This window comes from Streptomyces sp. NPDC059564, from assembly GCF_042735575.1.
GTDB lineage: Bacteria > Actinomycetota > Actinomycetes > Streptomycetales > Streptomycetaceae > Streptomyces.
On sequence record NZ_JBHWBP010000034.1, the window covers coordinates 17,208 to 39,785 of the forward strand.

Below are 22,578 nucleotides of genomic sequence, written 5' to 3' on the forward strand. Positions count from 1 at the left end.
GGCGGTCCACCCCCGGTCGGCGGGCGCCTGCCCGGCCCGCCGCCGCCGGACACCATGCGCGGGCAGCACGTAGGCTCGCCGCATGGACACCAGGCGTCTGCTGCGTACCACCGGAACCGTGATCGCAGCCGCCGGGCTGCTGCTCTCCGGGTGCACCTCGGGGGGGTCGGAGGTGGCCTCGGCGGAGCCGGCCGCGGTTCCGGCCGGGCTGCGCCCGTACTACGAGCAGAAGCTGAGCTGGCGCGACTGCGGTGTCCCCGGATTCCAGTGCTCCACCATGAAGGCGCCGCTGGACTACGCGAACCCCGGCTCCGGGCAGGACGTCGAGCTCGCGGTGTCCCGCCGCGCGGCCACGGGCCCCGGCAAGCGGCTCGGCTCCCTGCTGGTCAACCCGGGCGGCCCGGGCGGCTCCGGCATCGGCTACCTCCAGGCGTACGCGGGCATCGGCTACCCGGCCGTCGTGCGCGCCCAGTACGACATGGTCTCCTTCGACCCGCGCGGGGTGGCGCGCAGCAACCCCGTCGAGTGCCTGACCGGGCCGGGGATGGACCGCTTCACCCAGGTGGACCAGACGCCGGACGACGCGGCGGAGCGGGCCCTGCTGGTGGGCGCGTTCAAGGAGTTCGCGGCGGCCTGCCAGGCGCGCTCGCACCGTGTCCTGCCGCACGTCTCCACGGTGGAGGCCGCCCGCGACATGGACATGCTCCGCGGGGTGCTGGGTGACGAGAAGCTGAACTACGTCGGCGCCTCGTACGGCACCTTCCTGGGGGCGACGTACGCCGACCTCTTCCCGGGACGGGTCGGCCGGCTGGTCCTGGACGGGGCCATGGACCCCTCGCGGCCCGCGCTGGAACTGAACCGCGACCAGACGGAGGGCTTCGAGACCGCCTTCCGCTCCTTCGCGAAGGACTGCGCGAAGGAGTCGGACTGTCCGCTGGGGCGGGGCACCCCGGACGCGGTGGCACAGAACCTGAAGGAGTTCTTCCGCAAGCTCGACGCCCAGCCCGTCCCGTCGGGCGAGCCGAGCCGCCCGCTGGGCGAGTCCCTCGCGACGACCGGCGTGATCGCCGCCCTGTACGACGAGAGCGCGTGGCCGCAGCTGCGCACCGCCCTCGCGGACGCGATGAACGGCGACGGGGCCGGGCTGCTGGCCCTCGCCGACAGCTACTACGAGCGCGAGGGGGACGGCACGTACGCGAACCTCATGTTCGCGAACACGGCCGTGAACTGCCTCGACCAGCCGGCGGCCTTCAGCGGCCCGGAGGCGGTGCAGGCGGCGCTGCCGTCGTTCGAGAAGGCCTCGCCGGTCTTCGGCGCGGGCCTCGCCTGGGCCTCCCTGAACTGCGCGTACTGGCCGGTGAAGGCCACGGGCACGGCGAAGCCGCTGGCGGCGAAGGGGGCCGCGCCGATCGTGGTGGTCGGCACGATCCGCGACCCCGCGACCCCGTACAAGTGGGCGAAGGCCCTGGCCGGCCAGCTGGACTCCGGCACGCTGCTGACGTACGACGGCGACGGCCACACGGCGTACGGCCGCGGCAGCGACTGCGTCGACACCGCGATCAACCGCTACCTCCTGGAGGGCCAGGCCCCACCCCCGGCCAAGCGCTGCTGACCCCCGGACCGACCCGGTTCGGGGCACCCCGTTTAACCCTGTAGACTTGGCGCCGCTGCTGATGAGAGCCTCCCTCCGGGGAATTTTTCTCGTCTGCCAGCGGTGCCGCCTTAGCTCAGTTGGCCAGAGCAACGCACTCGTAATGCGTAGGTCTCGGGTTCGAATCCCGAAGGCGGCTCTGTAGAACCCCCAGGACTCACTCGCCGTGACCTGGGGGTTTTGCTATTTCCTGATCTTGTGCCGGAGTGTCGTGGGGAGTTGGCGGACGGCCGGGTCACACGTCGCGGTGGGTGAACATCCGCTGCGCCAGCAAGGCCAGCGCCGCGACCCACGCGAGCAGGAGCAGCAGCCCGTACGGCGCGTCCAGGGCGCTCGGGAGGGTGAGCCTGTCGCCGAGTACGGCCAGCTGCGCGCCGTCCGGGAGGAAGCGGCCCAGCTTCGGGAACTGGCTCAGCACCATCAGCTGGCCGAGCGTCCCCCACATCACCAGCCCGATCACCGCGATCAGCTGGTTGCGCACGACGAAGCCGATCGCGGCGCCCCACGGACCGGCCAGGGCGCTGACCCCGACCACGGCGGCCGCCAGCTGCCAGGTGCGCCCGTCCAGGACCAGCGCGACGTCCTTCGACGCGAAGGCGGCCGCACCGACGGCCAGCGAGCACAGCACGGAGACCACTCCGTAGAGCAGCCCCGCCAGCCCCGCGACCAGCAGCTTCGCGCCGACGACGGCGCCGCGCCCCGGGGCGTACAGGACGCTGCGGCCGATCGAGCCGGACTTGAACTCGCCCGTGACGAGCAGGGCGCCGAAGAGCGAGGCGAACAGGGTCGCGGAGGCGGCGAGGTTCACCACCCGGTGCGAGGCTTCCACGGCGTTCGCGGCGAGTTCCGTCTCGGCGTAGACCGAGCCGAGCTGGCCGAGGGCGCCGAGGGCCAGCGCTGTCAGGAGGAGTCCGATCAGGGCCGCGCCGGAGCGGGCCCGGAGCGTCTCGGCGGCGATCTGGTGCCGCATCGTGCTCGGGGACGGGTTGACGTCGGAGTTACGCACGAGAGGCCTCCCGGCGGGACGGGGAGCCGGCGGCGGCTCCGGTGGCGGAGCCCTCGACGAGGGCGAAGTACGCGTCCTCCAGCCGGCCTTCGCCCCGCCGGACCAGGTCCTGGAGGGTGCCGGTGAACAGGACCGAGCGGCGCAGCACGACGATGTCGTCCACGCTCTGTTCGACCTCCGAGAGCATGTGGCTGGCCATGAGGACCGTCCGGCCCTCGGCGGCGGCCCGCTCGACGAGCCGGCGCATCCAGCGGATGCCGTCCGGGTCGAGGCCGTTCAGCGGCTCGTCCAGGATGAGGAGTTCGGGGTCCGGGAGCAGCGCCACGGCCAGTGCGAGGCGCTGGCGCATGCCGGTGGAGCAGGCGCCGATGCGCCGGCGGGTCGCGCCGCCCTCCAGGCCGACCTGCGCGAGCACCTCGTCGACGCGGGAGGCGGGCAGCCCGAGCGCGACCGCGGAGATCTGCAGCTGTCGCCGTACGGTCATGCGCGGCGGGAAGCCGACGGAGTCCATGACGACGCCGATCCGGCGGGCGCTGCGCGGGGCCGTACCGGGCTCCGCGCCCAGGACGTGCGCGGTGCCGGCGTCCGGGCGGGCCAGGCCCAGCAGGATCCGCAGCAGGGTGCTCTTGCCCGCGCCGTTGGGGCCGAGCAGGCCGGTGACCTTGCCCGGCCGCAGCTCGAAGGAGACGTCCTGGAGCGCCTGGTGGTCGCCGAACCTCTTGCTGATGCCGGACAGGGCGACGCTGGCGCCGCCCGCCCGGTCCGGGTGTTCCCTGCTCATGGCTCTTCTTCCTGCTGGGGATGTCGGACGGTGGAACGGAACGGAACGGAGCGGAGCGGAGCCGAACGGAAACGGAATGTCCCATCCGCACTTCCCAGCAAAGCAGTTGGGGCAGGTCCCGCGGCCGCCGTCAGGCAGCAGCATCCTGCGGGGGCCGCGGCAGGATGCTGTCGCAGGCGGCGAGGATCTCCTCCAGGTCGGCGACGGCCGCGTGGACGCCCTCCGTCAGCAGTACGCCCGAGGGGTTGAGCATCAGCTCGTCCACCCCCGCGCGGCGGTAGCCGTCGAGGGCCTCGGCGATCTCCCGGGCGGTGCCGGTGACGACGACCTGCCCGCGCAGCAGCGCGTCGGCCGTCGCGGCCGGGTCGTGCGGGTCCACGGCCACCCCGGCCCGGCGCAGCATGTCGGCGTAGTGCGGGGCCTCCAGGTGCGAGCCGGCCGCCGCCAGCGCGAGGCGCCGGGGGTCCCTGCCGGGGCGGGCGAGCGCGACGTGGACGGCGGTGGCGATCCGCGGCCGGACCGGGCGGCCCCGCGCGCCCTCGTCCAGGGCGGGCCGCAGGGTTCCCCCGATGTACGACGGCGGGGTCATCCAGGTGATGGCCACGTCGGCGACCTCGCCGGCCGTACGCGCCATGCCGGGGCGCAGCACCCCGGCGCCGACCTCGACCGGGGCGTGGGCCAGGGGCAGGAGGGCGCCGTGCATCTGGTGGTACGGGCCGTCGTGCGCGACGGTCTCGCCGTCGAGGAGGGCGCGTACGGAGGAGAGGTAGTCCCGCACGGCCGTGCGGGGGCTCGCGTACGGGCTGCCGGTGAGCCCGGAGACGAAGCCCGGGTTGCCGATGCCGAAGCCCGCCACGACCGGCTGCCCGGTGACGAGGGCGAGGGAGCGGGCCTGGAGGGCGGCCTCGTAGGGGTGGCGCAGGGGCAGCAGCGTCACGCTCGTGCCGACGGGGGTGCTGTGGCCCATGCCGGCGAGGTGGGCCAGGACCTGGTGCGGTTCGGCCTTGAAGGACTGGCACAGCCAGAGCCTGCGGGCGCCGGTGCGCTGGACCAGGGAGGCGAAGGGGGCGACGAGGTCGGGGTGGTCGGGCTGGAGGGGGTAGAGGACCGCGGGGGTGCGCGGGGCGGGGCGGGGGGCCGGGTGCGTCGCGTTCACTGGATCCACCGGTCGCTCTCCTGGTCGGGGTGTGTCGTTTCTTCCGCCGCGTCCGGGGCGGCGTCCGGGGCTTCGTCGTCGAGGGTCGAGACGGCGGTGCGGGAGGGGTCGAGGAAGTACCCGGCGGCCTCGGCCACCTGGCGGTGCGTCACCTCCGCGAGGCGGTCCCGGTAGCCCTCCAGCCAGTCCAGCGGCAGACCGGCCGCCGCGAAGCCGGCCAGCGCGCTCGCCTCCTCGGTCCGGGTGGCGAGCGCGAAGCGGGTGAAGCCGCTCGCGTAGGCGCGGGCCCGCTCGACCTCCTCGCGGGAGGGGCCGTCCCCGGCGAGTTCCCGAAGGCAGCCGGTGATCTCCCCGGCGATCCGGCCGGCCGTGCCGGGGGCCCCGGCGCACTCGATCTCCAGCCAGTCGCCGGCCCGGTTCCCGCGGAGGTCCGCGGAGACCGCGTACGCGAGCCCGTGCCGGTCGCGGACCCGCCGGGCCAGCCGCGAGGAGGCGGACCCGCCGAGGATCAACTGGGCCAGGTGCAGGGGGGCGTGGGCCGGGTGGCCGCCCGGTACGGCGGGGGCGGCGCAGAGTACGAGCGCCTGGCCGGAACCGGCGGACCCGGCCGGGGCGGTGAGTGTGACGCGGCCGGGGCGGGGGGCGCGGCGGGCGAAGGGCGGCAGGGAAAGCCCGGACGGGCCGCCCGACCAGGACGCCAGCAGCTCCTGGACGCGGGCGCTCACCTCGTCGGGGCCGTCGGCGGTCGTCACCAGCAGCACCGCGCCGTCGGGCACCACCGCCCGCGCGTGCAGTGCGTACAGGTCCTCGGTGGTCGTCGGCGTGGTCGGCGCGGCCGGCGGATCCACCAGGGGGTGGGCCCCGAAGGCGTGGCCCAGCAGGGCCCGGCGCAGCCGCTGCCGGGGGCCCGGGGTACGCGGGAAGGCGGCCGCGCGCCGCTGGGCGAGGGCGAGTTCGGCCTCGCGGTACGCGGGGCGCAGCAGCAGGTCGGCGAGGAGCGCGAGGACGCCGTGCAGCCCGGCCGACAGCACGCTCGCGGCCATGACGAGGGACTCGGCGGTGACGACGGTGCTCAGCTCGGCGCCGAGGTCGGCGGCGTGGTCGGCGACGTCCTGCCGGGTGCGGGCGGCGGCCGTACGGGGGCCGGTCGTGGGCCCGGCCGCGGTGCCGGTGCCGAAGCAGGCGGCGAGCAGCTCCTGCGCGTCGGCGAGGTGCGGCGCGGTACGGGCGTACGGCAGCACGAGGCGGACCTCGGCGAGGGGCGCGCCGGGGGTCCGGACGACCACGACGCGCAGGCCGTTGCCGAGGGTGGTGTCGCTGGTCTCGCGGTTCACCGGTTCTCTCCGATCCCGGTCGGTGCGGTCGGTTGGGTCAGCTCGGTCACCGAGCAGGGTCCGGACAGCAGGGCGCGGGCGGCGGCGGACACCTCGGCGGGGGTCACCCGGGCCAGGTCGCCGGGGAGCGCGTCCGGCCCCGGGGCGGCGGGGAAGAGCAGCGCCGTACGGCCGAGGGAGACGCTGCGGGCGGTGAGGGAGTCCGCCCGGCGGTGGCAGGCCAGCTGCAGCGCGTTGAGGGCGCGGCGGTGCTCGGCCGCGTCCGCGGGGCGTTCGGCCAGCTCGGCCAGGACCTCCCGCCAGCCGTCGACCGCCGCCGCGGGCCCGGCTCCGGGGGCGGTCGCGAACTGCGCGAGGAGCAGGTCGGGCGCGGCCGAACCGAGCCACTGGCCGTGGTAGCCGCAGGTGACCCGGGCGGAGGTGATCCGGGGGTCGCGCCGGGTCAGGCGCGGCAGCCGGCTCCGGCCGAGGGTCTCGGCCAGGACGACCCGGGCGAGGTAGCCGCTCCGGTCGAGCACCGGGTCGGGCAGGGGGTGGCCCAGGGCGGCACCGCTGACGGGGGAAGGCAGCGGTGCCGTCCGGATCGTGGCCGGCGCGGCGGCGCGCGCCGGAGAAGGGCCGGGGCCGGGGGCGGGAGCGGGCCTGGCCGGGAGCTCCGCGAAGAGCGGGTGCACCGTGGCCGCCACGCGCTCCGGGTCCACGTCCCCCACCACCGAGAGCACCATGGCGTCCGGTCGGTAGTGGCGGCGGAAGAAGGCCTCCACATCGGCGGTGGTCGCGCCCGCCAGCTCCTCGGCGGTGCCGAAACCGTCCCGGCTGCCGGGGTGGAGGGCCGCGAGGGCCGCCTCCCAGACCCGGCCGCCGCCGGCCGCGCCCCGGATCTCCTCGGCGATCACGCTGGTCTCCGTACGCAGCACGGACTCCGCGGGGGCGAAGGTCACCAGCCGCCGCGCCTCCCACTCCAGGACCTCGGTGAGCATCCCGGCCGGGACGGTGGTGTGGAAGACGGTGTGGTCGCGGTGGGTCTCGGCGTTGCAGACCCCGCCGGCGCCCTCGACGCGGGCGACGTGGCTGTCCAGGCCGTCGCAGGCCGCCGCGCGCGGGAACATCAGGTGTTCGACCAGGTGGGCCGTGCCGTGCAGGCCCGCCGGGTCGGCGTCGCCGCCCGCCGCCACCGTCAGCGCGACCGAGACGAGTCCGCCGCCGCGGCCGGGCAGCGGTTCCACCGACAGCCCGAGGCCGTTCGGCAACCGGCTGTCGTAGGGGCTCATGCCAGCGGCCGGAAGACGGAGACGCACATCTTGCGGCTGTCACCGCCGTCGAAGGGCTGCTCCTGCCAGCCGGAGTAGCGGCCGACCAGCTCCAGGCGGGCGATGGCCGCCAGCAGGTCCAGCTCGCTCGGCCACAGGTAGCGCATCACCGTGGAGGAGGACTTGGGGGCGGCGCCGTCCAGGAAGAGCGTGCTGTTCAGCAGCATGTTCTGGGAGGCGGGGAGCACCTCCAGGGACTCGATGACCACGCCGCGGCCGCCGGCCGGGCGGGTGGTGACGTCGGCCTTGCGCTGGACGTGGTGGTCGCTCGGGTCGAAGGTCTCGATCACCACGTGGCCGTCCGCCGCCGTGTGCCGGGCCATCGCGTGCATCATCGCGATCTGCTCGTCGACCGTCATCGCGCAGCACAGCACGTTGAAGGGGGCGAGGACCACGTCGAAGGTCCGCTCCAGGTCGAGCCGGACGAGGTCGCCGAGCACCGGGGTGATCCGGCCCTCGGGGTCCTTCTCGGCGAGGCGGGCGAGCATGGCCTCGGAGGTCTCCACGCCGTGGACCCGGAAGCCGTGGTCGGCGAGGGGCAGGGCCACGCGGCCGGTGCCGACGCCGAGTTCCAGGACGCTCGCGCCGGGCTTGGTGAGGGTGGCCAGGTACTCGGCGATCTCGGGGGTGCCGGGGTAGATGTCGTCGTACACGTCGGCGAGGGCGTCGCTGTAGGCCGTGGTGATGGCCGTGCCGAGCCCGCTCGCGTCCGCCGGGGCCGTCGCGGTCCCGTCTGTCGCGGTCCCGTCCGTGATCGTCCGGTCCGTGACCGTCCGGTCCGTGTCCGTCTCGCCCGTGGCCGTCTCCTCGGAGGGCGTCTCCCGGGCCGTCGTCGTCTCGCTCATGTCAGTTCCCCTCCGTCGTGGAGATGTTGTTCTGGGGGTTCAGCGGGTCGATCCCCGCCGCCCGGAATTCCCGCGCCACGTGCTCCTCCAGGGAGCCCGTCGGCGAGCCCTCCTGACGGCCGCCGGCCGCCGGGGCGTGGTCGACCAGTGCCGTGGCCAGCGCGAAGCTGCGGTGCTGTCCGAAGCTCATGCCGCCCTGGCCGGGCCGCGGGTCACGCGGGTCCCACGCGGCGGCCACGCCCGGTGCGAGGCGTTCGGTGAACAGCGAGGTGTCCGCGCCCCGTCCGGCCAGGTCCCGGACCGCCTCGACCACGGCCCGCTCGCCCGGCTCGTGGTCGCCGTGCAGGTAGACGACGAGGCCGTCGCGGCGCGGGAAGTCGTCCGGGTCGGACAGGACCTTCGCGTGGTACAGCGCCCCCGCCCCCTCCAGGGCGGTCAGAGCGGCCGCCCACAGGCCGGCCGCGCCGTCCCCGTCCAGGGCGTGCAGGAAGAGCCGGCGGATGGGCCCGGCCGGGCGGGGCAGGGCGCGCGAGCCCATCACGTAGAAGAAGCCGGGCGACAGGGCGGGGCGGGCCGCCTCCAGTGCCAGTTCCACGATGTCCCCGGGCCGCGGCCCGGCCCCGGTCCCGGCTCCGATGAGCCGGTCGGCGGGCACCCGGGCGGTGATGTCCGGCAGGCGTACGACGAGCTGGTCGCCGCCCTCCCGGCGCAGCACCTCGATCAGCCGGGCCCGGGTCGGGGTCCAGGCGTGCGGGACCCCGGCCGCCAGCCGCTCCTCCAGGCGCGCGTCGCGCAGGCTGCGCCGGGGCGCGCCGCCGGGCTCCCGGCGGTGCTCGCCGTTGCCCGCGTGGAACTCCTCGTACAGCGCGTTGGACAGGCGCCCGCGCAGGTCGCGGGGGCTCTCCGCGGTGAACTCGCGCCCGGCGACGGTGGCCTGGAGACCGTCGGCCCGTACGGAGACCAGGTCGAGGGCGGCGGCCAGCCTCGGGGCGAGGACGCGCGTGGCAGTGGCGGTGGGGGTCATCGGGAGCTCCCGGAAGGCGCTTCGAGCCGCAGCGTGGCGACGGCTCCGGACGGGTTGAGCAGCAGGACCCGTCCGATGCCGGCCGCCGCGCGGGCGACGGGGCTGAGGACGGCGTGGGCCTGGGCCGTGGCGATCAGCCGGTCGTACATGTGCCAGCCGGCGAAGCCGACGGCCCGCTCGGCCAGTTCGGCGTCGGGGACCCGGCATGCGAGGTAGCCCTGCCAGAAGGCGGCGATGCGCGGGGTGTGGCGGCGCAGGCTGGCCGACCCGCGCTCGACGATCTCCTCGTGGGTGAGGTCGAAGCCGAGGACGGGGGCGCCCGCGCCGGGGTCGCCCGTCGGGGCGAAGACGGAGTAGGTGGCCTGGAAGAGCCACTCGCCGATGAAGGCGCCGACGTCGCGCGCCGGGTCGGCGATCCGGAACTCCTCCCAGTCGCAGAGGTAGAGCGTGCCCTCGTGGTGGATGAACTGGTCGAAGCGCAGGTCGCAGTGGGCCGGGGTGCGCGGCGCGGCCTGTTCCCGCGCCCGCAGCAGGTGCAGCGCGGCGACGACCTCGGCGTCGTCCTGGACCAGCTTCCAGGCGGCGATCTGCGCCATGCTGCGGTCGTGGAGCGCGCTCCAGGGGAAGGCCTCCAGCCAGGCCAGGGGCGGCAGCGGCGCCTCGCCGGTGTCCACGCCGGCGCCGTCCGCGTTCAGCGCGTGCAGGGTGGCGACGGCGCGTCCGGCCGCGCGGCACATCTCCTCGTCGAAGCCGCCGTCCAGGGCGACCTCGGAGCCGGAACGGGCGCCGGACAGCAGGCGGTAGGCGTTGAGGGCGGCGCCCTCGTGGGCGCCGAGGTGGGCGGGGGAGCGGAGCGGGGAGTCCGCGGGCAGCCGGCCGGCGAGGGCCTCGTAGGCGAGGGTGCGGTCGAGTTCGGGGCTGCTGCCGTCGGGGGCGCGGGCGACCGTCTTCACGAAGACCTGGTCGCCGCGGGTCGTCGTACCCGCCCAGTTGTCGTTGCGCCCGCCGAAGGCGGTGAGTCCGTCCGGGACGAAGCTGCCGAGGCCCAGCCGGTCCAGGAGTTCGGCCACCTCGGGAACGGTGTCGAGTTCCGTGGGCTGGTACCGCAGCAGCGCGGGCTGCTGCTCGGTCGGGGTCGCTGTAGTCATGACACTCCCTGGGGGACCGCTCTGCGGCCCTCCTCGTCGATCAGCTCGGCGGTAAAGGCGATGTAGCCCAGGAGTTCGTCGTCCCACCCCCGGTAGGTCGCGAAGTCCTGCATGTGTGTGACGACCCGCAGGACGGCGGACCGTCCGACGAGCACCGGGTCGGGGCCGGGCCCGTAGGCCTCCAGCAGCAGCCGCTGGAGGTCGGCGGGGTTCTGGTGCGGGGTGGTCCAGGCCAGCTCCACGAGCTCGCCGAGCAGCCACCCCAGGTCCAGCTCCGGCCGTCCGGCGGCCAGGTCCTCGCCGGTCAGCAGCGCCACCCGGCCCCGGCTCAGGGGCGGTATCAGCGCGCCGAGCGAGGCCCAGCCGTGGATCAGCGACCGGGCGGCGGGCGCCGGGCCCTGTACGGGGCCGTGTGCCGGTGCCGGTACGAGGTCCCGTACGGGATCCGGGGCGAGGTCGGCGGCCCAGCCCAGCAGCCGCTCCATCCGCTCCGCACCCCAGCAGGCCAGGGCGCGTTCCCGCAGCTCACCGCTGCCGTGGGCCCAGTCCCGCAGCCGGCCCAGCCCCGGCGGGGCGCCGAGCGGCAGCTCCTCGGGCGGGGGCACCGGTACGGCGTGCAGCGTGCGCAGGGCGCGGGCCGCCGAAGCGAGGGAATGGGCTACGAGGGCACGGGCCCGGGGCCGGAAGTCCCGCAGCCAGGCGGCGGCGGAGGCCGACCCGCCGACCCGGTGCAGCAGCCCCGCGCCGGCCCGCTCGGGGACGGTCAGCAGCGCGGCGCCGGTGTCGTCGGGCAGGCGGGGGACCAGGTGCGCGGCGGGTGCCAGGAGCGGGCCCGCCACCTGCGCGCCGGGCCCCTGCCACCAGAGGAAACCGCCGTCGGGCGCGCGGAGCACCCGGGTGGTCTGGAGCCCCGTCCCGTACTCCGCGACCACGTCGGGGCCGAGCGGCTCGGGGAGCGCGGTCACGGCTTCGGCCCCTTCCCGGCGGCGCGGGCCCGGGCGGCGCAGAGGTCGTACAGCTCGTTGAGCGGCGCGGAGCCGCCGTCCTCCAGCTCTCCCGTACTGGCGCTGACCGCGGGGACCGTCGGCGCGAGGACCACCCCGGGGCGGGCCCGCAGCACGTCCAAGTGGCCTTGGACGACAGGGCTCTTGTGCGCGGCGGGCGGCAGTGAGGGGGCGACGCCGACGACGGCGCCGGTGGACTGGAGGGCGAGCAGCAGAGGGGTGTCGGTGATGCCGAGGGCGTAGCGGCTCACGAAATGCAGGGTGGCCGGGTGCACCAGGACGAGATCCGCCCAACGCGCCAGTTCGACATGGGGGACGTCGACTCCGGAGAATTCGCTCCAGTCGTCGATGAACACCTCCCTGCCGGACAGCACGGCTATCGCGTCGGCGGAAACGAACCGCAATGCCGAGCGGGTCAGCGCGACGCGGATCTCGGTCTCCGGGTGCGCATTCCTCAGCCAGTTGATCCAGAAGGGGAGAAAGGCCACCCCGAGGGCGCCGGTTCCCACGACGAGCACACGCCGCGATCCGCTGTCCGGAACGTCCATGTCTCCTCCTCTCGGGCTTCTGCGGTGCGCGCGGACGCGGAATGCGCGCCGCGCCGGGGCCGGCCGGCCGCTCCGCGGCGACGGGCGCCGCGGTGGACCGGCCGGTCCCCGATGTCATGCGGTGATCAGCACTTCTTCTCGACGGTCTTGGCGGCGAGCGAGCCGAGGGCGGCGGCGCAGGCCTGCGAGGAGCGGGCGGAGATGACGGTGGCCTGGATCGCCCACGGCACGGTGGGGCTGAAGGCCGGACCGGCGGTGGCGCCGTCGTGCAGGCCGAGCTCCTCGGCGGAGGTGTAGGCGGTGTAGCCGTCGAACAGGTCCTTCTCGGTGACGTTCTGCATGGGAGAACTCCTCGGATTGCGCAGGTGAAAGTCCGGATCCGCCGGAGTGGCGGCCGGTGTCCGCTGGGGACGGATCGATAGTGACCCGCCGCCCCGGTCCCGCACCATTGCCACTTGCGGCATTGGCCACTCCGTCAACTCCTCAGACGGCAATGGCGGTTCGGGCGCCACCCGCATTTCCGCGGGCATTACGCCGACCGCTCCCCGGGCCTTTCGCGGCCGTTCCGGCATTGCCGCAAGAGACAATTCCACCCGTGCGCGCGGAGCATTAGAAATACGTGTGTGAACACATCTGACGCAGAACAGCCCAAGGCTGAGCGGCCCGCGCTGCGCGCGCTGCTCTCGTACGCGCGGCCGCACCGCGGTGTTCTATCGGTGGTGCTGCTGCTGACCCTGCTCGCCAGCGCCGCCGGCCTCGCCCAGCCGATGGTCATCCAGACGGTCCTGGGCAACCTGATGACCGGCGCCGGACTGCGCGACGAACTCCTGCTGCTGGTCGGCCTGCTGCTCCTGTCCATCGCCCTCATGTGGGGGCAGGCCTGGCTGAGCGAGCGCACCGCCGAGCGCGTGGTCCTCCACGTACGGCGCGGCCTCATCGCCCGCCTGATCCGGCTGCGCACCAGCGAGCTGGACCGCACCGAACCGGGCGGCCTGACCACCCGGGTGACCTCCGACAGCACCCTGGTGCAGCACGCCGCCACCGGCGGGCTCATCCAGATCGTCGACGGCTCGATCCACCTGCTCGCCACGATCGTGCTGATGGGCGTCACGAGCCTGCCCCTGCTCGGCATCACCTCGGTGGTCCTGCTGGTCGTCGGTGTCGCGATGGGCGTGGTCATGCCGCGCATCCGCCGGGTCACCACCCAGGCCCAGGAATCCGTCGGCGCGATCGGCGCCGCCCTGGACCGCGCGCTGGGAGCCGCCCGTACGGTCAAGGCCAACGGCGGCGAGGCCAAGGAGACCGAGCGCGCCGACGCCGCCGCCGAGCGGGCGTACCGTGCCGGGCTGGTGGGCGCCCGGTACCAGGCGATGATCGCGGTGCTCGCGGGGCTGGTCGTCCAGGCGTCGTTCCTCGCGGTCATCGGCTTCGGCGGGGCGCTCGTCGCCACCGGCGCGCTGGACCTCGCCGCGCTGATCGGCTTCCTGCTCTACCTGTTCAACCTGGGCGGGCCCATCCTGTCCCTGGTCTCCGGGACCACCGCCCTCCAGCAGGGCCTCGGCGCCCTCGCCCGGATCGAGGAGGTCCGCGGGATGGAGACCGAGGACGACGTGGACCTGACGCCGGCGCTGCCCTCGGGTCCGCCGCCGGAAGTGGTCGTGGAGGGCCTGGAGTTCGCCTACCAGGGCCGTACGCCTACCCTGAAGGGGACCAGTTTCACCGCGCCCGCGGGCGCGGTCACCGCGATCGTCGGTTCCTCCGGATCGGGAAAGACCACGGTGTTCTCTCTGATCCAGCGCTTCTACGACATGGACGCGGGCAGCATCCGCCTCGACGGGACGGACATCCGCTCCCTGAGCCGGGCCGACCTGCGGCGCCGCATCGCCTACGTCGAGCAGGACTCCCCGATGCTCGCGGGAACCCTGCGCGAGAACCTCCTCTACTCGGCCCCCGACGCCACCGACGAGGCCGTCGCCGAGGTGCTCCGCAAGACCCTCCTCGACGAGTTCGTCGCGGGCCTCCCGGACGGACTCGACACCGAGGTGGGCTCGCGCGGCCTCGCCCTCTCCGGCGGCGAACGGCAACGCCTCGCCATCGCCCGGGCGTTGCTCCGCAATCCGCAGGTGCTGCTGCTGGACGAGGTCACGGCCCATCTCGACGGTCTCAGCGAGCTCGCCCTGCGCAAGACGGTCGAGCAGGCCGCCGAGAACTGCACGGTCCTGCTCATCGCGCACCGGCTGTCCACGGTGACCTCCGCCGACCAGCTGATCCTCTTCGACGACGGCCGGGTCGGCGACCACGGCCCGCACGGGGAGCTGCTGGAGCGCAACGACCTCTACCGCGAGCTGGCCGCGACCCAGCTGGCCTCCGCCCGCTGAGCGGCTCCGGCGGGCCGCACACGGACCGTCCGCCCGGGCCGGCCGAACCAACGGCGATGAACCGCCAGTCCCACCCGCACCGAAGGACTTGACGCATGAACGACTCAGACCGGAACCCGACCCCCATCGAGGACACCCGCTTCGGCGGGATCACCGTCCGCCAGGACGGCCAGGACCGCCTCGAGGTCGAAGGCGAGGGGATCCCCCGCGTGGTCCTGGAGCGGGACCCCGAGTCGGAAGTGGACCCGCAGACCGCCATCGGCACCCGCGACCCCGCCTTCCTCACCCTGCGGATCGACGGCCGGGAAGCGGAGCTGAAGCCGGCCAAGGGCGCTCTGAGCAGGCGTTCGTACCGGGTGGACGTGGAGTTCGAGGGAGTGGCCTACCGCCTGGTCCCGGACTCGGTCCCCAGCAGCCGGCTGACCCGCGACGGCGCGCACATCGGCGACTTCTCCTCCGACGGCGACGAGCTGGTCCTCGCGGAGTGGCGGGAGGACGCCGAGGTCCGGCCCCTGGACGCGTCCGTCGGCTACGCCCTGGCCTCGGCCTTCGGTACCGGCGGCCAGCCCATGTGGATGATGATCGTGGACGGCGTGAGCAGCGCACTCCCCTAGCCCCCACGCCCGCACGCACGAGAGAGGCCCCGTCCGGTTCAGCCGGACGGGGCCTCTCCCCATGTCTGCCCGCCGGTCAGGCGGCGCTGCGCTGCGTGGTCTCCAGGTCCTTGATGTCGTCGGCGTGGAGGTGGGCGACGATCGCGGCCTCGAACCTCGACTTCAGCTGGAGCTTGCGCACGATGCTGGCGGTGTGCGCGCGGACCGTGCGCTCCGAGATGCCGAGGCGCCGTGCGAGCAGGCGGTTCTGTTCCCCGGACGCCAGCAGCAGGAGCACTTCCACCTCGCGGCCCGTGAGGGAGGACAAGTCCAGTGGGTGATCTCCGGTCAATGACTTCAAAGTAGCTTCCCCCGTTGATGGTTCATGATTCATGTCACTTTCGGCCGCTATGCCGGTGTTCGATTTTTACCTGGGCATTACCCTGTTTGCCAGTACGTAAGACTGCGCGGCATCTGACTCGTGCCGGGCAGTGATCGATCGCACGGCCTGCGGGGGCAAAAGTGAACGGCACCAGCCTGCTCGTACTCGGACTCACAGCCACGGAGGAGCGGATATACCGCCACTTCCTGCGCAACCCGGGAACATTGGACGAGGACATTCACCTCCTCCTCCACGCGCCCCGGGAAGAAGTCGAGGCCGCCCGGGAAAGGCTGTCCCAACTCGGCCTGCTCCAAGGTGACCGGACGTCCGTCTTCGCCACGGATCCGGAGACGGCCGTGGGCCGGCTCACCGATCTCCAGCTGCGGGTCCTGCACGAACAGCTCCAGCAGGTCACCCAGTCCCGCCACCTGGTGGCGGACCTGAAGGCCGAGCAGGGCGCCAGGTCCCTGGCCCCGCAAGGGGTGGAGCGGCTGGAGGTGCTGTCCCAGATCCGCGACCGCATCGACGACCTGGCCTTCTTCGCCCGCGAGGAAATCCTGTCGGTGGAGCCGTACTCCGCGCTCACGCCCGACAACATCGTCCACGCGCGGCCCCTCGACACCCGGTGTCTGCGCCGGGGCGTCCGCATCTGCAGCATCGTCCGCAAGGAGGCCCTGGACCACCCGCCGACGGTCGCCTACCTGCGCGAACTCACCGCGCAGGGAGCATCGATCAGGGTCGCCGAGAGCTTTTCCGAGCGGATCCTCGTCTACGACCGGCAGACCGCCCTCGTGCCGGTCGACCCGGCGGACACCTCGCGCGGCGCACTGGTCACCCAGCAGGCCGGTCTGGTCTCCAACATCCTGGCGCTCTTCGAGAAGATCTGGGACCAGGCCGTGGACCTGGCCGTGCTGACCGGCGACGGATCCGACTCCGTCGACGTGCTCTCGGTGATCGAGCGCCGGGTCCTGGAAGAGCTGTGCCGCGTGGGCAAGGACGAGACGGGCGCCCGGAACCTCGACATCTCCGTCCGCACCTACCGTCGTCACGTCGCCGACGTCCTGCGCGTCCTGGGCGCCAGCAGCCGTCCGCACGCCGCGCTCCTCGCCCGGGAGCGGGGCTGGATCTAGCGGCGGCCGAGCCCGGGCGCTACGGTCCTCCCGCGCGCCATCCGCGGAGCGCGTGGTCGCCGAGCGCCCAGGCCAGCCAGCCCCGGACCGCTTCCGCGTCCGCGTCCGCGTCCGCGTCCGCGTCCGCGTCCGCATCCCCGTCCCCGACGTCGTCGAGGTCCGTGGTTCCCGCCCGGTGGACCCGTACCAGCAGCGTGATCCGGTCGGCCTCCAGCCGCTGTGCGCACGTCCAGTGCGCCGGCAGCATTCCCACGAGCCGCATGACGGTGGTCTCCGCCGCCGCGGCCTCGGGTCCGGCTCTGACCAGGGCGACCTCGTACGGTTGCCGTGCTCCCATCCCTCACTGCCAGCCGTTGACGCAGGCCGGCTTCGGCAGCGGCTTCACGGCCGGCCGGTGCGGGGACCGCGGCAGCAGGTCGGGCTGCGGGAAGGGGTGCGACACCGAGCAGATCTTCTCCGGCGCGGCCTGGTGCGGGGTCGCCGCGAAGGCCTCGGCCGGGGCCAGGATGACGAGGAGGGCCGCGGTCGGCATCAGCGCGACGCTGATCGTCTTGACGTTCATCGTGGTCTCCGTGGGGTGGAAGAGCGGTTGTTTTTCCGGTGGTTGGCCGGTGAGGACAACCCTGTCAGCGGGGCAGGTCCCGTTCCATGGCGATCGGTGTCAGCTTGTTGCACCCGTCGCATCAGCTTCGTGCCACGCCCACGTCCGGTTGTCGTTCCGGTGGGGGTGGACCGGTTGGTGAAGGGTTCTCCAGTGGGGTTCGAGTCCGGCATCGGGTGGGGGCTGGGATCTTTGCGTCGGGGGGCGCGGGCCTGATCGGTGGCGCGTCCCGTTGAGCGAGTTCGGGAACCACGGACAGGGGTCTCCGGGCGGCCGAGGCTGAGGAGGAGATCCTGTGGTGAAGATCGTTTTGGTGTCCGGCAGTACGCGTCCGGACTCGGTGAACACCGCTGTGCTGGAGACCGTGCGCCAGATCCTGGCGGGCCTGCCCGGGGAGCACGAGGGTGTTTTCGTGTCCGCGGCGGAGCTGCCGTTCTACGAGGCCGGGCTGGAGCGGGCCGACGGGTCGGCGGCGGTGCGGGCGGCCAAGGAGCTCGTCGCCGGGGCGGACGCGCTGTTCATCAGCACCCCCTCCTACAACGGCGAGATGCCCGGCGTACTGAAGAACGCGCTGGACTGGCTGTCCCGCGGCATCGACGGCCCGAGTCCGCTGACCGGCAAGGTGACGGCCGTGGCCAGCGCCTCCCCCGGAGCGCGCGGCGGTCTCGACGCCCAGGCCGGGCTGATCGGCGTCCTCACGCGCTGCGGTGCGCGGGTCGTCGAGCACGAGCCGGTCGCCGTCCGCGGGGCGGGAGGGGTCGCCACCGAGGACGGCCGCTACACCGACCCGGAGCTCGTGGCCCTGCTGGCGAGCCTGACCGGTGCGCTGCTGGACGAGGTCGCCAACGCCGGGGCGCTTGTCTGATGGCCGGCGACCGGCTCGGGCTCTTCCAGATCATGAAGGAGGACCTGGAGGTGGTGGTGGCGCGGGATCCGTCCATGCGCAACCGCCGCGAGGCCCTGCTGCACGCGGCGTTGCCCGCGCTGTGGGCGCACCGGGTCGCGCACCGGCTGCACTCGCGCGGGATGCGGATGACCGCGCGGGCCATCGCCTGGCGCGCCCGCCGGGGCACCGCCGTGGAGATCCACCCCGGTGCGGTGCTCGGCCGCCGGGTGTTCATCGACCACGGCGCGGCCGTGGTGATCGGTGAGACCGCAGTGGTCGGCGACGACGTGACCATCTACCACCAGGTGACGCTGGGCGCGGTCGGCTGGTGGAGCGACAACGCACGGCCCGAGGGGGAGCGCCGCCATCCGGTGGTGGGCCGCAATGTCGTGCTCGGCACGAACGCCACCGTGCTGGGCCCCGTCACGATCGGCGAGCACGCCGTCATCGGGGCGCAGGCGCTGGTGAACAAGGACGTGCCCGCGGGCGCCCGGGTGCTCGCCGCGACCGCCGTCATCAAGGCCGTCGGCAAGGAGCCGGAGCCCATGGAGGACCTGTACGCGGTGACCGCGTCGGCCGGCTCCTGGTAGCCGGCCCGGCCGACCGTACGCCCCCCGATCCACAGCCGTACGAACCGACTTGTGAGGAACCAGACGTGGAAAGCCGTGAGACCCGCCGCATCGCCGACAGCATCGAGGACCTGATCGGTTCCACCCCGCTGATCCGCCTGCGCTTCGACGACACCGCCCCCGGCACCGAGGTGCTGGCCAAGCTGGAGTCGGCCAACCCGATGTCCACCAGCAAGGACCGGGCCGCCCTGTACATGCTGAAGGCCGCCGAGGAGCGGGGCGACATCAGGCCGGGCAGCGGGACCGTCATCGAGGCGACCTCCGGCAACACGGGCATCTCGCTGGCCGCGCTCTGCGCCGCCCGCGGCTACCGCTGCGTCATCGTGCTGCCCGACAGCGCCACCCGCGAGCGGGTCGCCCTGCTCAGGGCCCTCGGTGCGGAGATCGTGCAGACCCCGCGCGACGCGGGCTACCCCGGTGCCATCGCCAGGGCGGAGGAGCTGCACGCCGCGACCCCCGGGTCCTGGTTCCCCCGCCAGCACGAGAACCCGGACAACGTGCGGGCCCACTACGAGACCACCGGCCCGGAGATCTGGGCCGACACGGGCGGCCGGGTCGACGTCCTGGTCTGTGGCGTGGGCACCGGCGGGACCCTGACCGGCATCGCGAAGTACCTCAAGGAGCAGGACCCGACCATCCGGATCGTCGCGGTCGAGCCGGAGAACTCCCCCGTGCTCTCCCAGGGCACCGGCGGTCAGCACCGCATACCCGGCCTCAACGGCGGTTTCGTCGCCCCGACCACGGACGTGGAGCTGATCGACAGCGTCGTGACCGTCTCCGACGAGGACGCGATGACCGCGGCCCGTACGCTCGCCCGCCGCCAGGGCGTCTTCGTCGGGGTCTCCTCCGGCGCCGTCGCCCACGCCTGCTCCCGGCTGGCCGCGCACCCGGACTACATCGGCGCCACGATCGTCACCGTGCTGCCCGACACCGGCGAGCGCTACCTCAGCCTCTGGGACGAGGAGGAGGCCGCCGCCCCCGCCGCCCGGCCGGCCGAACGGCCCGTCGTCCAGCAGCCCGTCGTCCAGCAGCCGGCCGCCGAGCAGCCCGTCGCCCGTCCCGTCGAGGAGCCCGCCGCCGCGGCCGTCACCTCCTGAGCCCCTCCGTCGCGGGACCCGCCTCCACGGTGCGGCCACCCCGCCACCCCTGCGGTCGCAGGGGCGGCGGGGACGGGGCTAGCGTGGGGGAGGGGCGCGGCGGCGCACGGGCAGGAGGCCGGCATGAGGACACGGTGGCGCGGCGCGGCGGTCGGCGCGGCCGCGGTGGGGCTGGTGGTGGTGCCGGTGGGCGTCGGCGTGGGCTACGCGTGGGACGCGGGCGCACCCTCCGCCGTGGCGGCGACCCCCGCGGCCGACGAGTTCCCGAAGCTCACGCCCGCGGTGGCGGCGCAGCTGGACACGGCCGTGCGGAAGGTGATGAGGGAGGCGGAGGTCCCCGGGGTCATCGTGGCGGTCTCGGCCCCCGGCAAGGGCGAGTACGTACGGGCCTTCGGCGTCGCCGACAAGGCGACCGGCGCGCCCATGACCCCCGGCCTGAACATGCGGATCGGCAGCGAGACGAAGACCTTCACGGTGACGGCGCTGCTGCGGCTGGTCGACCAGGGGAAGGCGGGCCTGGACGACCCCATCGGCAGGTACGTCGCCGGTGTCCCGGGCGGGGACGAGATCACCCTGCGCGAGCTCGCCGACATGCGCAGCGGACTGTTCAACTACTCCGAGGACGAAGGTTTCTTCAAGGCCCTGACGAGCGACCCCCGGCGGAACTTCACCCCGCAGGAGCTCCTCGCGTACTCCTTCAGGCACCCGGTGAACTTCGCGCCCGGCACGAAGTTCGAGTACAACAACACCAATCTGATCCTGCTGGGGCTGGTGGTGGAGAAGGCGAGCGGGAGCAAGCTCGCCGACTACATCGGCGAGCAGGTGGTCAAACCCGCGGGGCTGAAGCACACGGTCTTCCCGACGGGAGCGGAGTTCCCGGCTCCGCACGCGCACGGCTACACCAACCAGACCGCCACCGGGAAGACCGAGGACGCCACCGACTGGAACCCCTCCTGGGGCTGGGCGGCCGGCGCGATGATCTCCGACCTCCCCGACATGCGGAGCTGGGCCAAGACCCTGGCCACGGGCACCCTGCTGACCCCCGCCACCCAGGCCCAGCGGCTGAAGGTGAGCCCGGCCGGGGGCCTGCCCGACACCGGCTACGGCCTGGGCATCTTCAACGTCGAGGGCTGGATCGGGCACAACGGCTCGCTGCCCGGATACCAGTCGCTGACCGTGTACCTGCCGCAGTCGCGGGCCACGATGGTCGTCCTGCTTAACACGGACATCGCCCACGAGGGCTCCGAACCCAGCGCCCTGTTCGGCGAGGCGATCACGCAGATCGTCACCCCGCAGCACCTCTTCAAGCTCCCCGCGGAGCCGGTCGCCGGTCACTGAGCACCATGGGGGCGGGAACGGCCTGTACGTCGCCCTGTACGTCGCCCCGTCCGGCCGCCGCACCGGCGCGGCGGACTGACGCGGGGTCATTTCGCGTCGGCGTAGCACTCCACGATCGCGGTGGTGAAGGGGAAGCGGACCGGGGTGTCGCCGAAGCAGAGCCGGCCCGCGCGCTCCCCGGCGGCGCGGATGGCCTCGGCTACGGCCGGGGCCTCCTCGGCGGGACAGTGCACGATCACCTCGTCGTGCTGGAAGAACACCAGCTCGGCGCGCATCCCGGCGGTGGTGAGGGACTGGCGCAGCGCCGCCAGGAGCAGCAGGGCCCAGTCCGCGGCGCTGCCCTGCACGACGAAGTTGCGGGTGAAGCGGCCGCGGGCCCGGGTGTCGGCGGAGGCGTAGCTCGGGGTCCAGCCGTCCTCGCGGTCGGGGCGGCCGCCGGCCCGGGGGGCGGCTTCCTGGGGGATGCCGGCCTCGCCGCCGTCGTCGTCGGCCGCGGAGACGGGCGGCGGGCAGGTCCGGCCGAGCCAGGTCCGCACCAGCCGGCCCTCCTCGCCCGCGCGGGCGGCGTCGTCCACGTAGGCCACGGCCCGGGGGAAGCGGCGGCGGAGCGCGGCGAGGTTCTTCAGGCCGTCGCCGGAGGTCTGCCCGTAGACGGCGCCGAGCACGGCGATCTTGGCCTGGTCCCGGTCGCCGGCGAAGCCCTGCCGGGAGACGGCCGTGTAGAGGTCCTCCTCGCGGCCCGCCACCTCCATGAAGGCCGGGTCGCGGGAGATCGCGGCGAGGACGCGCGGCTCCATCTGGTCGGCGTCGGCGACGACGAGCCGCCAGCCGGGATCGGCGACGACCGCCCGCCGGATCACCTTGGGGATCTGCAGGGCGCCGCCGCCGTTGGTGACCCAGCGGCCGGTGAGGGTGCCGCCGGGGACGAACTCGGGGCGGAAGCGGCCGTCGTGGACCCAGTCGGCGAGCCAGGACCAGCCGTGGGCGGTGTAGATCCGGTAGAGCTTCTTGTAGGCGAGCAGGGGCTCCACGGCGGGGTGGTCGAGCTCCTGGATCGTCCAGCGGCGGGTGGACTTCAGTTTGATGCCGGCCTCCGCGAAGGCCTTGATGACGTCGGCCGGCAGATCGGGGCGCACGCGGCGGCCGAACGCGGCGGAGACCTCGTCGGCGAGCGCGGCGAGGCGGCGCGGCTCGCCGCCGCCGGCGTAGCGCTCGCCGAGCAGCTCCGTCAGCAGCGCGCGGTGGACGTCGGCCCGCCAGGGCAGGCCGGCGCGGTGCATCTCGGCGGCGATCAGGAAGGCGGCCGACTCGGAGGCGATGAGCAGCCGCATCCGGTCGGGGTGGGCGGTGGCGGCGATCCGGCGGGCCTGGTCGGCGTGGACGGCGATCAGGGCGTCGAGGGAGACCGGGGTGGTGGGGCGGGGGTCGAAGAGGGAGTCCTGGGCGCCGGGTTCGGCGGCGCGCTGCGGGGGGTCGGGGGGTACGGGGGAGTCGGTGAGGCGGGCCCAGGCGGCGGCCGCCGAGCGGGGTTCGCCGAAGCGGCCCTCGTGGCCGAGGAGGAGCAGCTCGGCGTCCTCCACGTCGTAGCAGCGCTCGACGCGGGTGCCCGCGGCGAGCAGGCGGGGGTTGACGGCGGCGGTGGACCGCCAGATCCAGCGGGTGGCGGTGGGGGCGGCGCGGATCGCCTCGGCGGGGTCGCGGACGCGGAGGCGGGGGCCGGGGGTGGGGGTCGCGGGC

Annotated in this window: 23 protein-coding genes and 1 tRNA gene; 9 read left to right on the top strand and 15 right to left on the bottom strand. The window is 74.1% G+C overall.

Features of this window, described 5'->3' with window-relative positions; all coding sequences use genetic code 11:
- Positions 1-82: 82 nt before the first annotated feature.
- Together ACFV0Q_RS09515 and ACFV0Q_RS09520 are read left to right on the top strand one after the other, a co-directional pair.
- Complete coding sequence (locus tag ACFV0Q_RS09515; RefSeq protein WP_385003010.1) at positions 83-1,612, top strand: alpha/beta hydrolase; 1,530 nt, start codon at positions 83-85, stop codon at positions 1,610-1,612.
- 104 nt (positions 1,613-1,716) lie between these two features.
- Positions 1,717-1,790: transfer RNA gene (locus ACFV0Q_RS09520), tRNA-Thr, on the top strand.
- Between the two features lie 96 nt (positions 1,791-1,886).
- Here ACFV0Q_RS09520 and ACFV0Q_RS09525 read toward each other — a convergent pair.
- The 11 genes from ACFV0Q_RS09525 to lxmA form a co-directional block, all read right to left on the bottom strand.
- Positions 1,887-2,657, bottom strand: a complete 771-nt coding sequence (locus ACFV0Q_RS09525; protein ID WP_385003013.1) for an ABC transporter permease — start codon at positions 2,655-2,657, stop codon at positions 1,887-1,889.
- A complete protein-coding gene (locus ACFV0Q_RS09530) occupies positions 2,650-3,438 on the bottom strand; it encodes an ABC transporter ATP-binding protein (RefSeq protein WP_385003016.1) in 789 nt (262 codons plus the stop codon). The genes ACFV0Q_RS09525 and ACFV0Q_RS09530 overlap by 8 nt, the downstream gene beginning before the upstream one ends.
- Before the next feature lie 130 nt (positions 3,439-3,568).
- Positions 3,569-4,594: a F420-dependent peptide dehydroalanine reductase LxmJ gene (gene lxmJ, locus ACFV0Q_RS09535; protein ID WP_385003070.1), complete on the bottom strand. Its 1,026-nt coding sequence runs from the start codon at positions 4,592-4,594 to the stop codon at positions 3,569-3,571.
- On the bottom strand, positions 4,591-5,928 hold the full coding sequence (locus ACFV0Q_RS09540) for a M16 family metallopeptidase (protein WP_385003019.1): 1,338 nt from the start codon (positions 5,926-5,928) through the stop codon (positions 4,591-4,593). The genes lxmJ and ACFV0Q_RS09540 overlap by 4 nt, the downstream gene beginning before the upstream one ends.
- Entirely contained in the window at positions 5,925-7,199 is a 1,275-nt protein-coding gene (locus tag ACFV0Q_RS09545) for a M16 family metallopeptidase (protein WP_385003022.1), read from the bottom strand. The genes ACFV0Q_RS09540 and ACFV0Q_RS09545 overlap by 4 nt, the downstream gene beginning before the upstream one ends.
- Positions 7,196-8,083 (bottom strand): class I SAM-dependent methyltransferase, encoded by an 888-nt coding sequence (locus ACFV0Q_RS09550; RefSeq protein WP_385003025.1) that lies wholly within the window; start codon positions 8,081-8,083, stop codon positions 7,196-7,198. Before ACFV0Q_RS09550 ends, ACFV0Q_RS09545 begins: the two co-directional genes overlap by 4 nt.
- 1 nt (position 8,084) lies before the next feature.
- Positions 8,085-9,107, bottom strand: a complete 1,023-nt coding sequence (locus ACFV0Q_RS09555) for a T3SS effector HopA1 family protein (protein ID WP_385003028.1) — start codon at positions 9,105-9,107, stop codon at positions 8,085-8,087.
- Positions 9,104-10,255, bottom strand: coding sequence for a class V lanthionine synthetase subunit LxmK (lxmK, locus tag ACFV0Q_RS09560; protein ID WP_385003030.1), 1,152 nt, complete (start codon positions 10,253-10,255; stop codon positions 9,104-9,106). Before lxmK ends, ACFV0Q_RS09555 begins: the two co-directional genes overlap by 4 nt.
- Entirely contained in the window at positions 10,252-11,220 is a 969-nt protein-coding gene (locus ACFV0Q_RS09565; protein ID WP_385003031.1) for a hypothetical protein, read from the bottom strand. The genes lxmK and ACFV0Q_RS09565 overlap by 4 nt, the downstream gene beginning before the upstream one ends.
- Positions 11,217-11,807 (bottom strand): peptide terminal cysteine decarboxylase LxmD, encoded by a 591-nt coding sequence (lxmD, locus tag ACFV0Q_RS09570; protein WP_385003034.1) that lies wholly within the window; start codon positions 11,805-11,807, stop codon positions 11,217-11,219. The genes ACFV0Q_RS09565 and lxmD overlap by 4 nt, the downstream gene beginning before the upstream one ends.
- A gap of 125 nt (positions 11,808-11,932) precedes the next feature.
- Complete coding sequence (lxmA, locus tag ACFV0Q_RS09575) at positions 11,933-12,148, bottom strand: lexapeptide family class V lantibiotic (RefSeq protein WP_100660920.1); 216 nt, start codon at positions 12,146-12,148, stop codon at positions 11,933-11,935.
- Between the two features lie 282 nt (positions 12,149-12,430).
- Here lxmA and ACFV0Q_RS09580 point away from each other — a divergent pair, with 282 nt between their 5' ends.
- Positions 12,431-14,185 carry an ABC transporter ATP-binding protein gene (locus ACFV0Q_RS09580; RefSeq protein WP_385003037.1) on the top strand — a complete coding sequence of 585 codons (1,755 nt, stop codon included), beginning with the start codon at positions 12,431-12,433 and terminating at the stop codon, positions 14,183-14,185.
- A 95-nt stretch (positions 14,186-14,280) separates the two neighbouring features.
- Positions 14,281-14,799, top strand: coding sequence for a hypothetical protein (locus ACFV0Q_RS09585; protein WP_385003040.1), 519 nt, complete (start codon positions 14,281-14,283; stop codon positions 14,797-14,799).
- A 76-nt stretch (positions 14,800-14,875) separates the two neighbouring features.
- Here ACFV0Q_RS09585 and ACFV0Q_RS09590 read toward each other — a convergent pair whose 3' ends face one another.
- Positions 14,876-15,106: a helix-turn-helix transcriptional regulator gene (locus ACFV0Q_RS09590; protein WP_385003043.1), complete on the bottom strand. Its 231-nt coding sequence runs from the start codon at positions 15,104-15,106 to the stop codon at positions 14,876-14,878.
- Between the two features lie 194 nt (positions 15,107-15,300).
- Between ACFV0Q_RS09590 and ACFV0Q_RS09595 the strand changes: the two genes are divergently transcribed.
- Positions 15,301-16,290, top strand: a complete 990-nt coding sequence (locus ACFV0Q_RS09595) for a helix-turn-helix transcriptional regulator (RefSeq protein ID WP_385003046.1) — start codon at positions 15,301-15,303, stop codon at positions 16,288-16,290.
- Positions 16,291-16,309: 19 nt separating this feature from the next.
- Here the strand turns inward: ACFV0Q_RS09595 and ACFV0Q_RS09600 are convergent, their stop codons facing one another.
- Complete coding sequence (locus tag ACFV0Q_RS09600) at positions 16,310-16,627, bottom strand: hypothetical protein (RefSeq protein ID WP_385003049.1); 318 nt, start codon at positions 16,625-16,627, stop codon at positions 16,310-16,312.
- A gap of 3 nt (positions 16,628-16,630) precedes the next feature.
- A complete protein-coding gene (locus tag ACFV0Q_RS09605) occupies positions 16,631-16,852 on the bottom strand; it encodes a hypothetical protein (protein WP_385003052.1) in 222 nt (73 codons plus the stop codon).
- 337 nt (positions 16,853-17,189) lie between these two features.
- On the opposite strand from ACFV0Q_RS09605, the gene ACFV0Q_RS09610 reads away from it, so the two are divergent.
- From ACFV0Q_RS09610 to ACFV0Q_RS09625, 4 genes are all read left to right on the top strand, one after another.
- Positions 17,190-17,756, top strand: a complete 567-nt coding sequence (locus ACFV0Q_RS09610) for an NADPH-dependent FMN reductase (RefSeq protein ID WP_385003055.1) — start codon at positions 17,190-17,192, stop codon at positions 17,754-17,756.
- A complete protein-coding gene (gene epsC, locus ACFV0Q_RS09615; RefSeq protein ID WP_385003058.1) occupies positions 17,756-18,367 on the top strand; it encodes a serine O-acetyltransferase EpsC in 612 nt (203 codons plus the stop codon). Before ACFV0Q_RS09610 ends, epsC begins: the two co-directional genes overlap by 1 nt.
- Before the next feature lie 65 nt (positions 18,368-18,432).
- A complete protein-coding gene (gene cysK / locus ACFV0Q_RS09620) occupies positions 18,433-19,503 on the top strand; it encodes a cysteine synthase A (RefSeq protein WP_385003061.1) in 1,071 nt (356 codons plus the stop codon).
- Positions 19,504-19,626: 123 nt separating this feature from the next.
- Positions 19,627-20,841 carry a serine hydrolase domain-containing protein gene (locus ACFV0Q_RS09625; protein ID WP_385003064.1) on the top strand — a complete coding sequence of 405 codons (1,215 nt, stop codon included), beginning with the start codon at positions 19,627-19,629 and terminating at the stop codon, positions 20,839-20,841.
- A gap of 86 nt (positions 20,842-20,927) precedes the next feature.
- Here the strand turns inward: ACFV0Q_RS09625 and ACFV0Q_RS09630 are convergent.
- A partial coding sequence (locus ACFV0Q_RS09630) for a bifunctional 3'-5' exonuclease/DNA polymerase (protein WP_385003067.1) occupies positions 20,928-22,578 on the bottom strand: 1,651 nt, incomplete at its 5' end.

Bases quoted from the DNA above. Each gene is read 5' to 3' on its own strand.
- ACFV0Q_RS09515 (WP_385003010.1), top strand. From the start codon at position 83: ATGGACACCAGGCGTCTGCTGCGTACCACCGGAACCGTGATCGCAGCC.
- ACFV0Q_RS09530 (WP_385003016.1), bottom strand. From the start codon at position 3,438: ATGAGCAGGGAACACCCGGACCGGGCGGGCGGCGCCAGCGTCGCCCTG.
- ACFV0Q_RS09545 (WP_385003022.1), bottom strand. From the start codon at position 7,199: ATGAGCCCCTACGACAGCCGGTTGCCGAACGGCCTCGGGCTGTCGGTG.
- ACFV0Q_RS09550 (WP_385003025.1), bottom strand. From the start codon at position 8,083: ATGAGCGAGACGACGACGGCCCGGGAGACGCCCTCCGAGGAGACGGCC.
- ACFV0Q_RS09555 (WP_385003028.1), bottom strand. From the start codon at position 9,107: ATGACCCCCACCGCCACTGCCACGCGCGTCCTCGCCCCGAGGCTGGCC.
- lxmK (WP_385003030.1), bottom strand. From the start codon at position 10,255: ATGACTACAGCGACCCCGACCGAGCAGCAGCCCGCGCTGCTGCGGTAC.
- lxmD (WP_385003034.1), bottom strand. From the start codon at position 11,807: ATGGACGTTCCGGACAGCGGATCGCGGCGTGTGCTCGTCGTGGGAACC.
- lxmA (WP_100660920.1), bottom strand. From the start codon at position 12,148: ATGCAGAACGTCACCGAGAAGGACCTGTTCGACGGCTACACCGCCTAC.
- ACFV0Q_RS09585 (WP_385003040.1), top strand. From the start codon at position 14,281: ATGAACGACTCAGACCGGAACCCGACCCCCATCGAGGACACCCGCTTC.
- ACFV0Q_RS09600 (WP_385003049.1), bottom strand. From the start codon at position 16,627: ATGGGAGCACGGCAACCGTACGAGGTCGCCCTGGTCAGAGCCGGACCC.
- ACFV0Q_RS09605 (WP_385003052.1), bottom strand. From the start codon at position 16,852: ATGAACGTCAAGACGATCAGCGTCGCGCTGATGCCGACCGCGGCCCTC.
- epsC (WP_385003058.1), top strand. From the start codon at position 17,756: ATGGCCGGCGACCGGCTCGGGCTCTTCCAGATCATGAAGGAGGACCTG.
- ACFV0Q_RS09625 (WP_385003064.1), top strand. From the start codon at position 19,627: ATGAGGACACGGTGGCGCGGCGCGGCGGTCGGCGCGGCCGCGGTGGGG.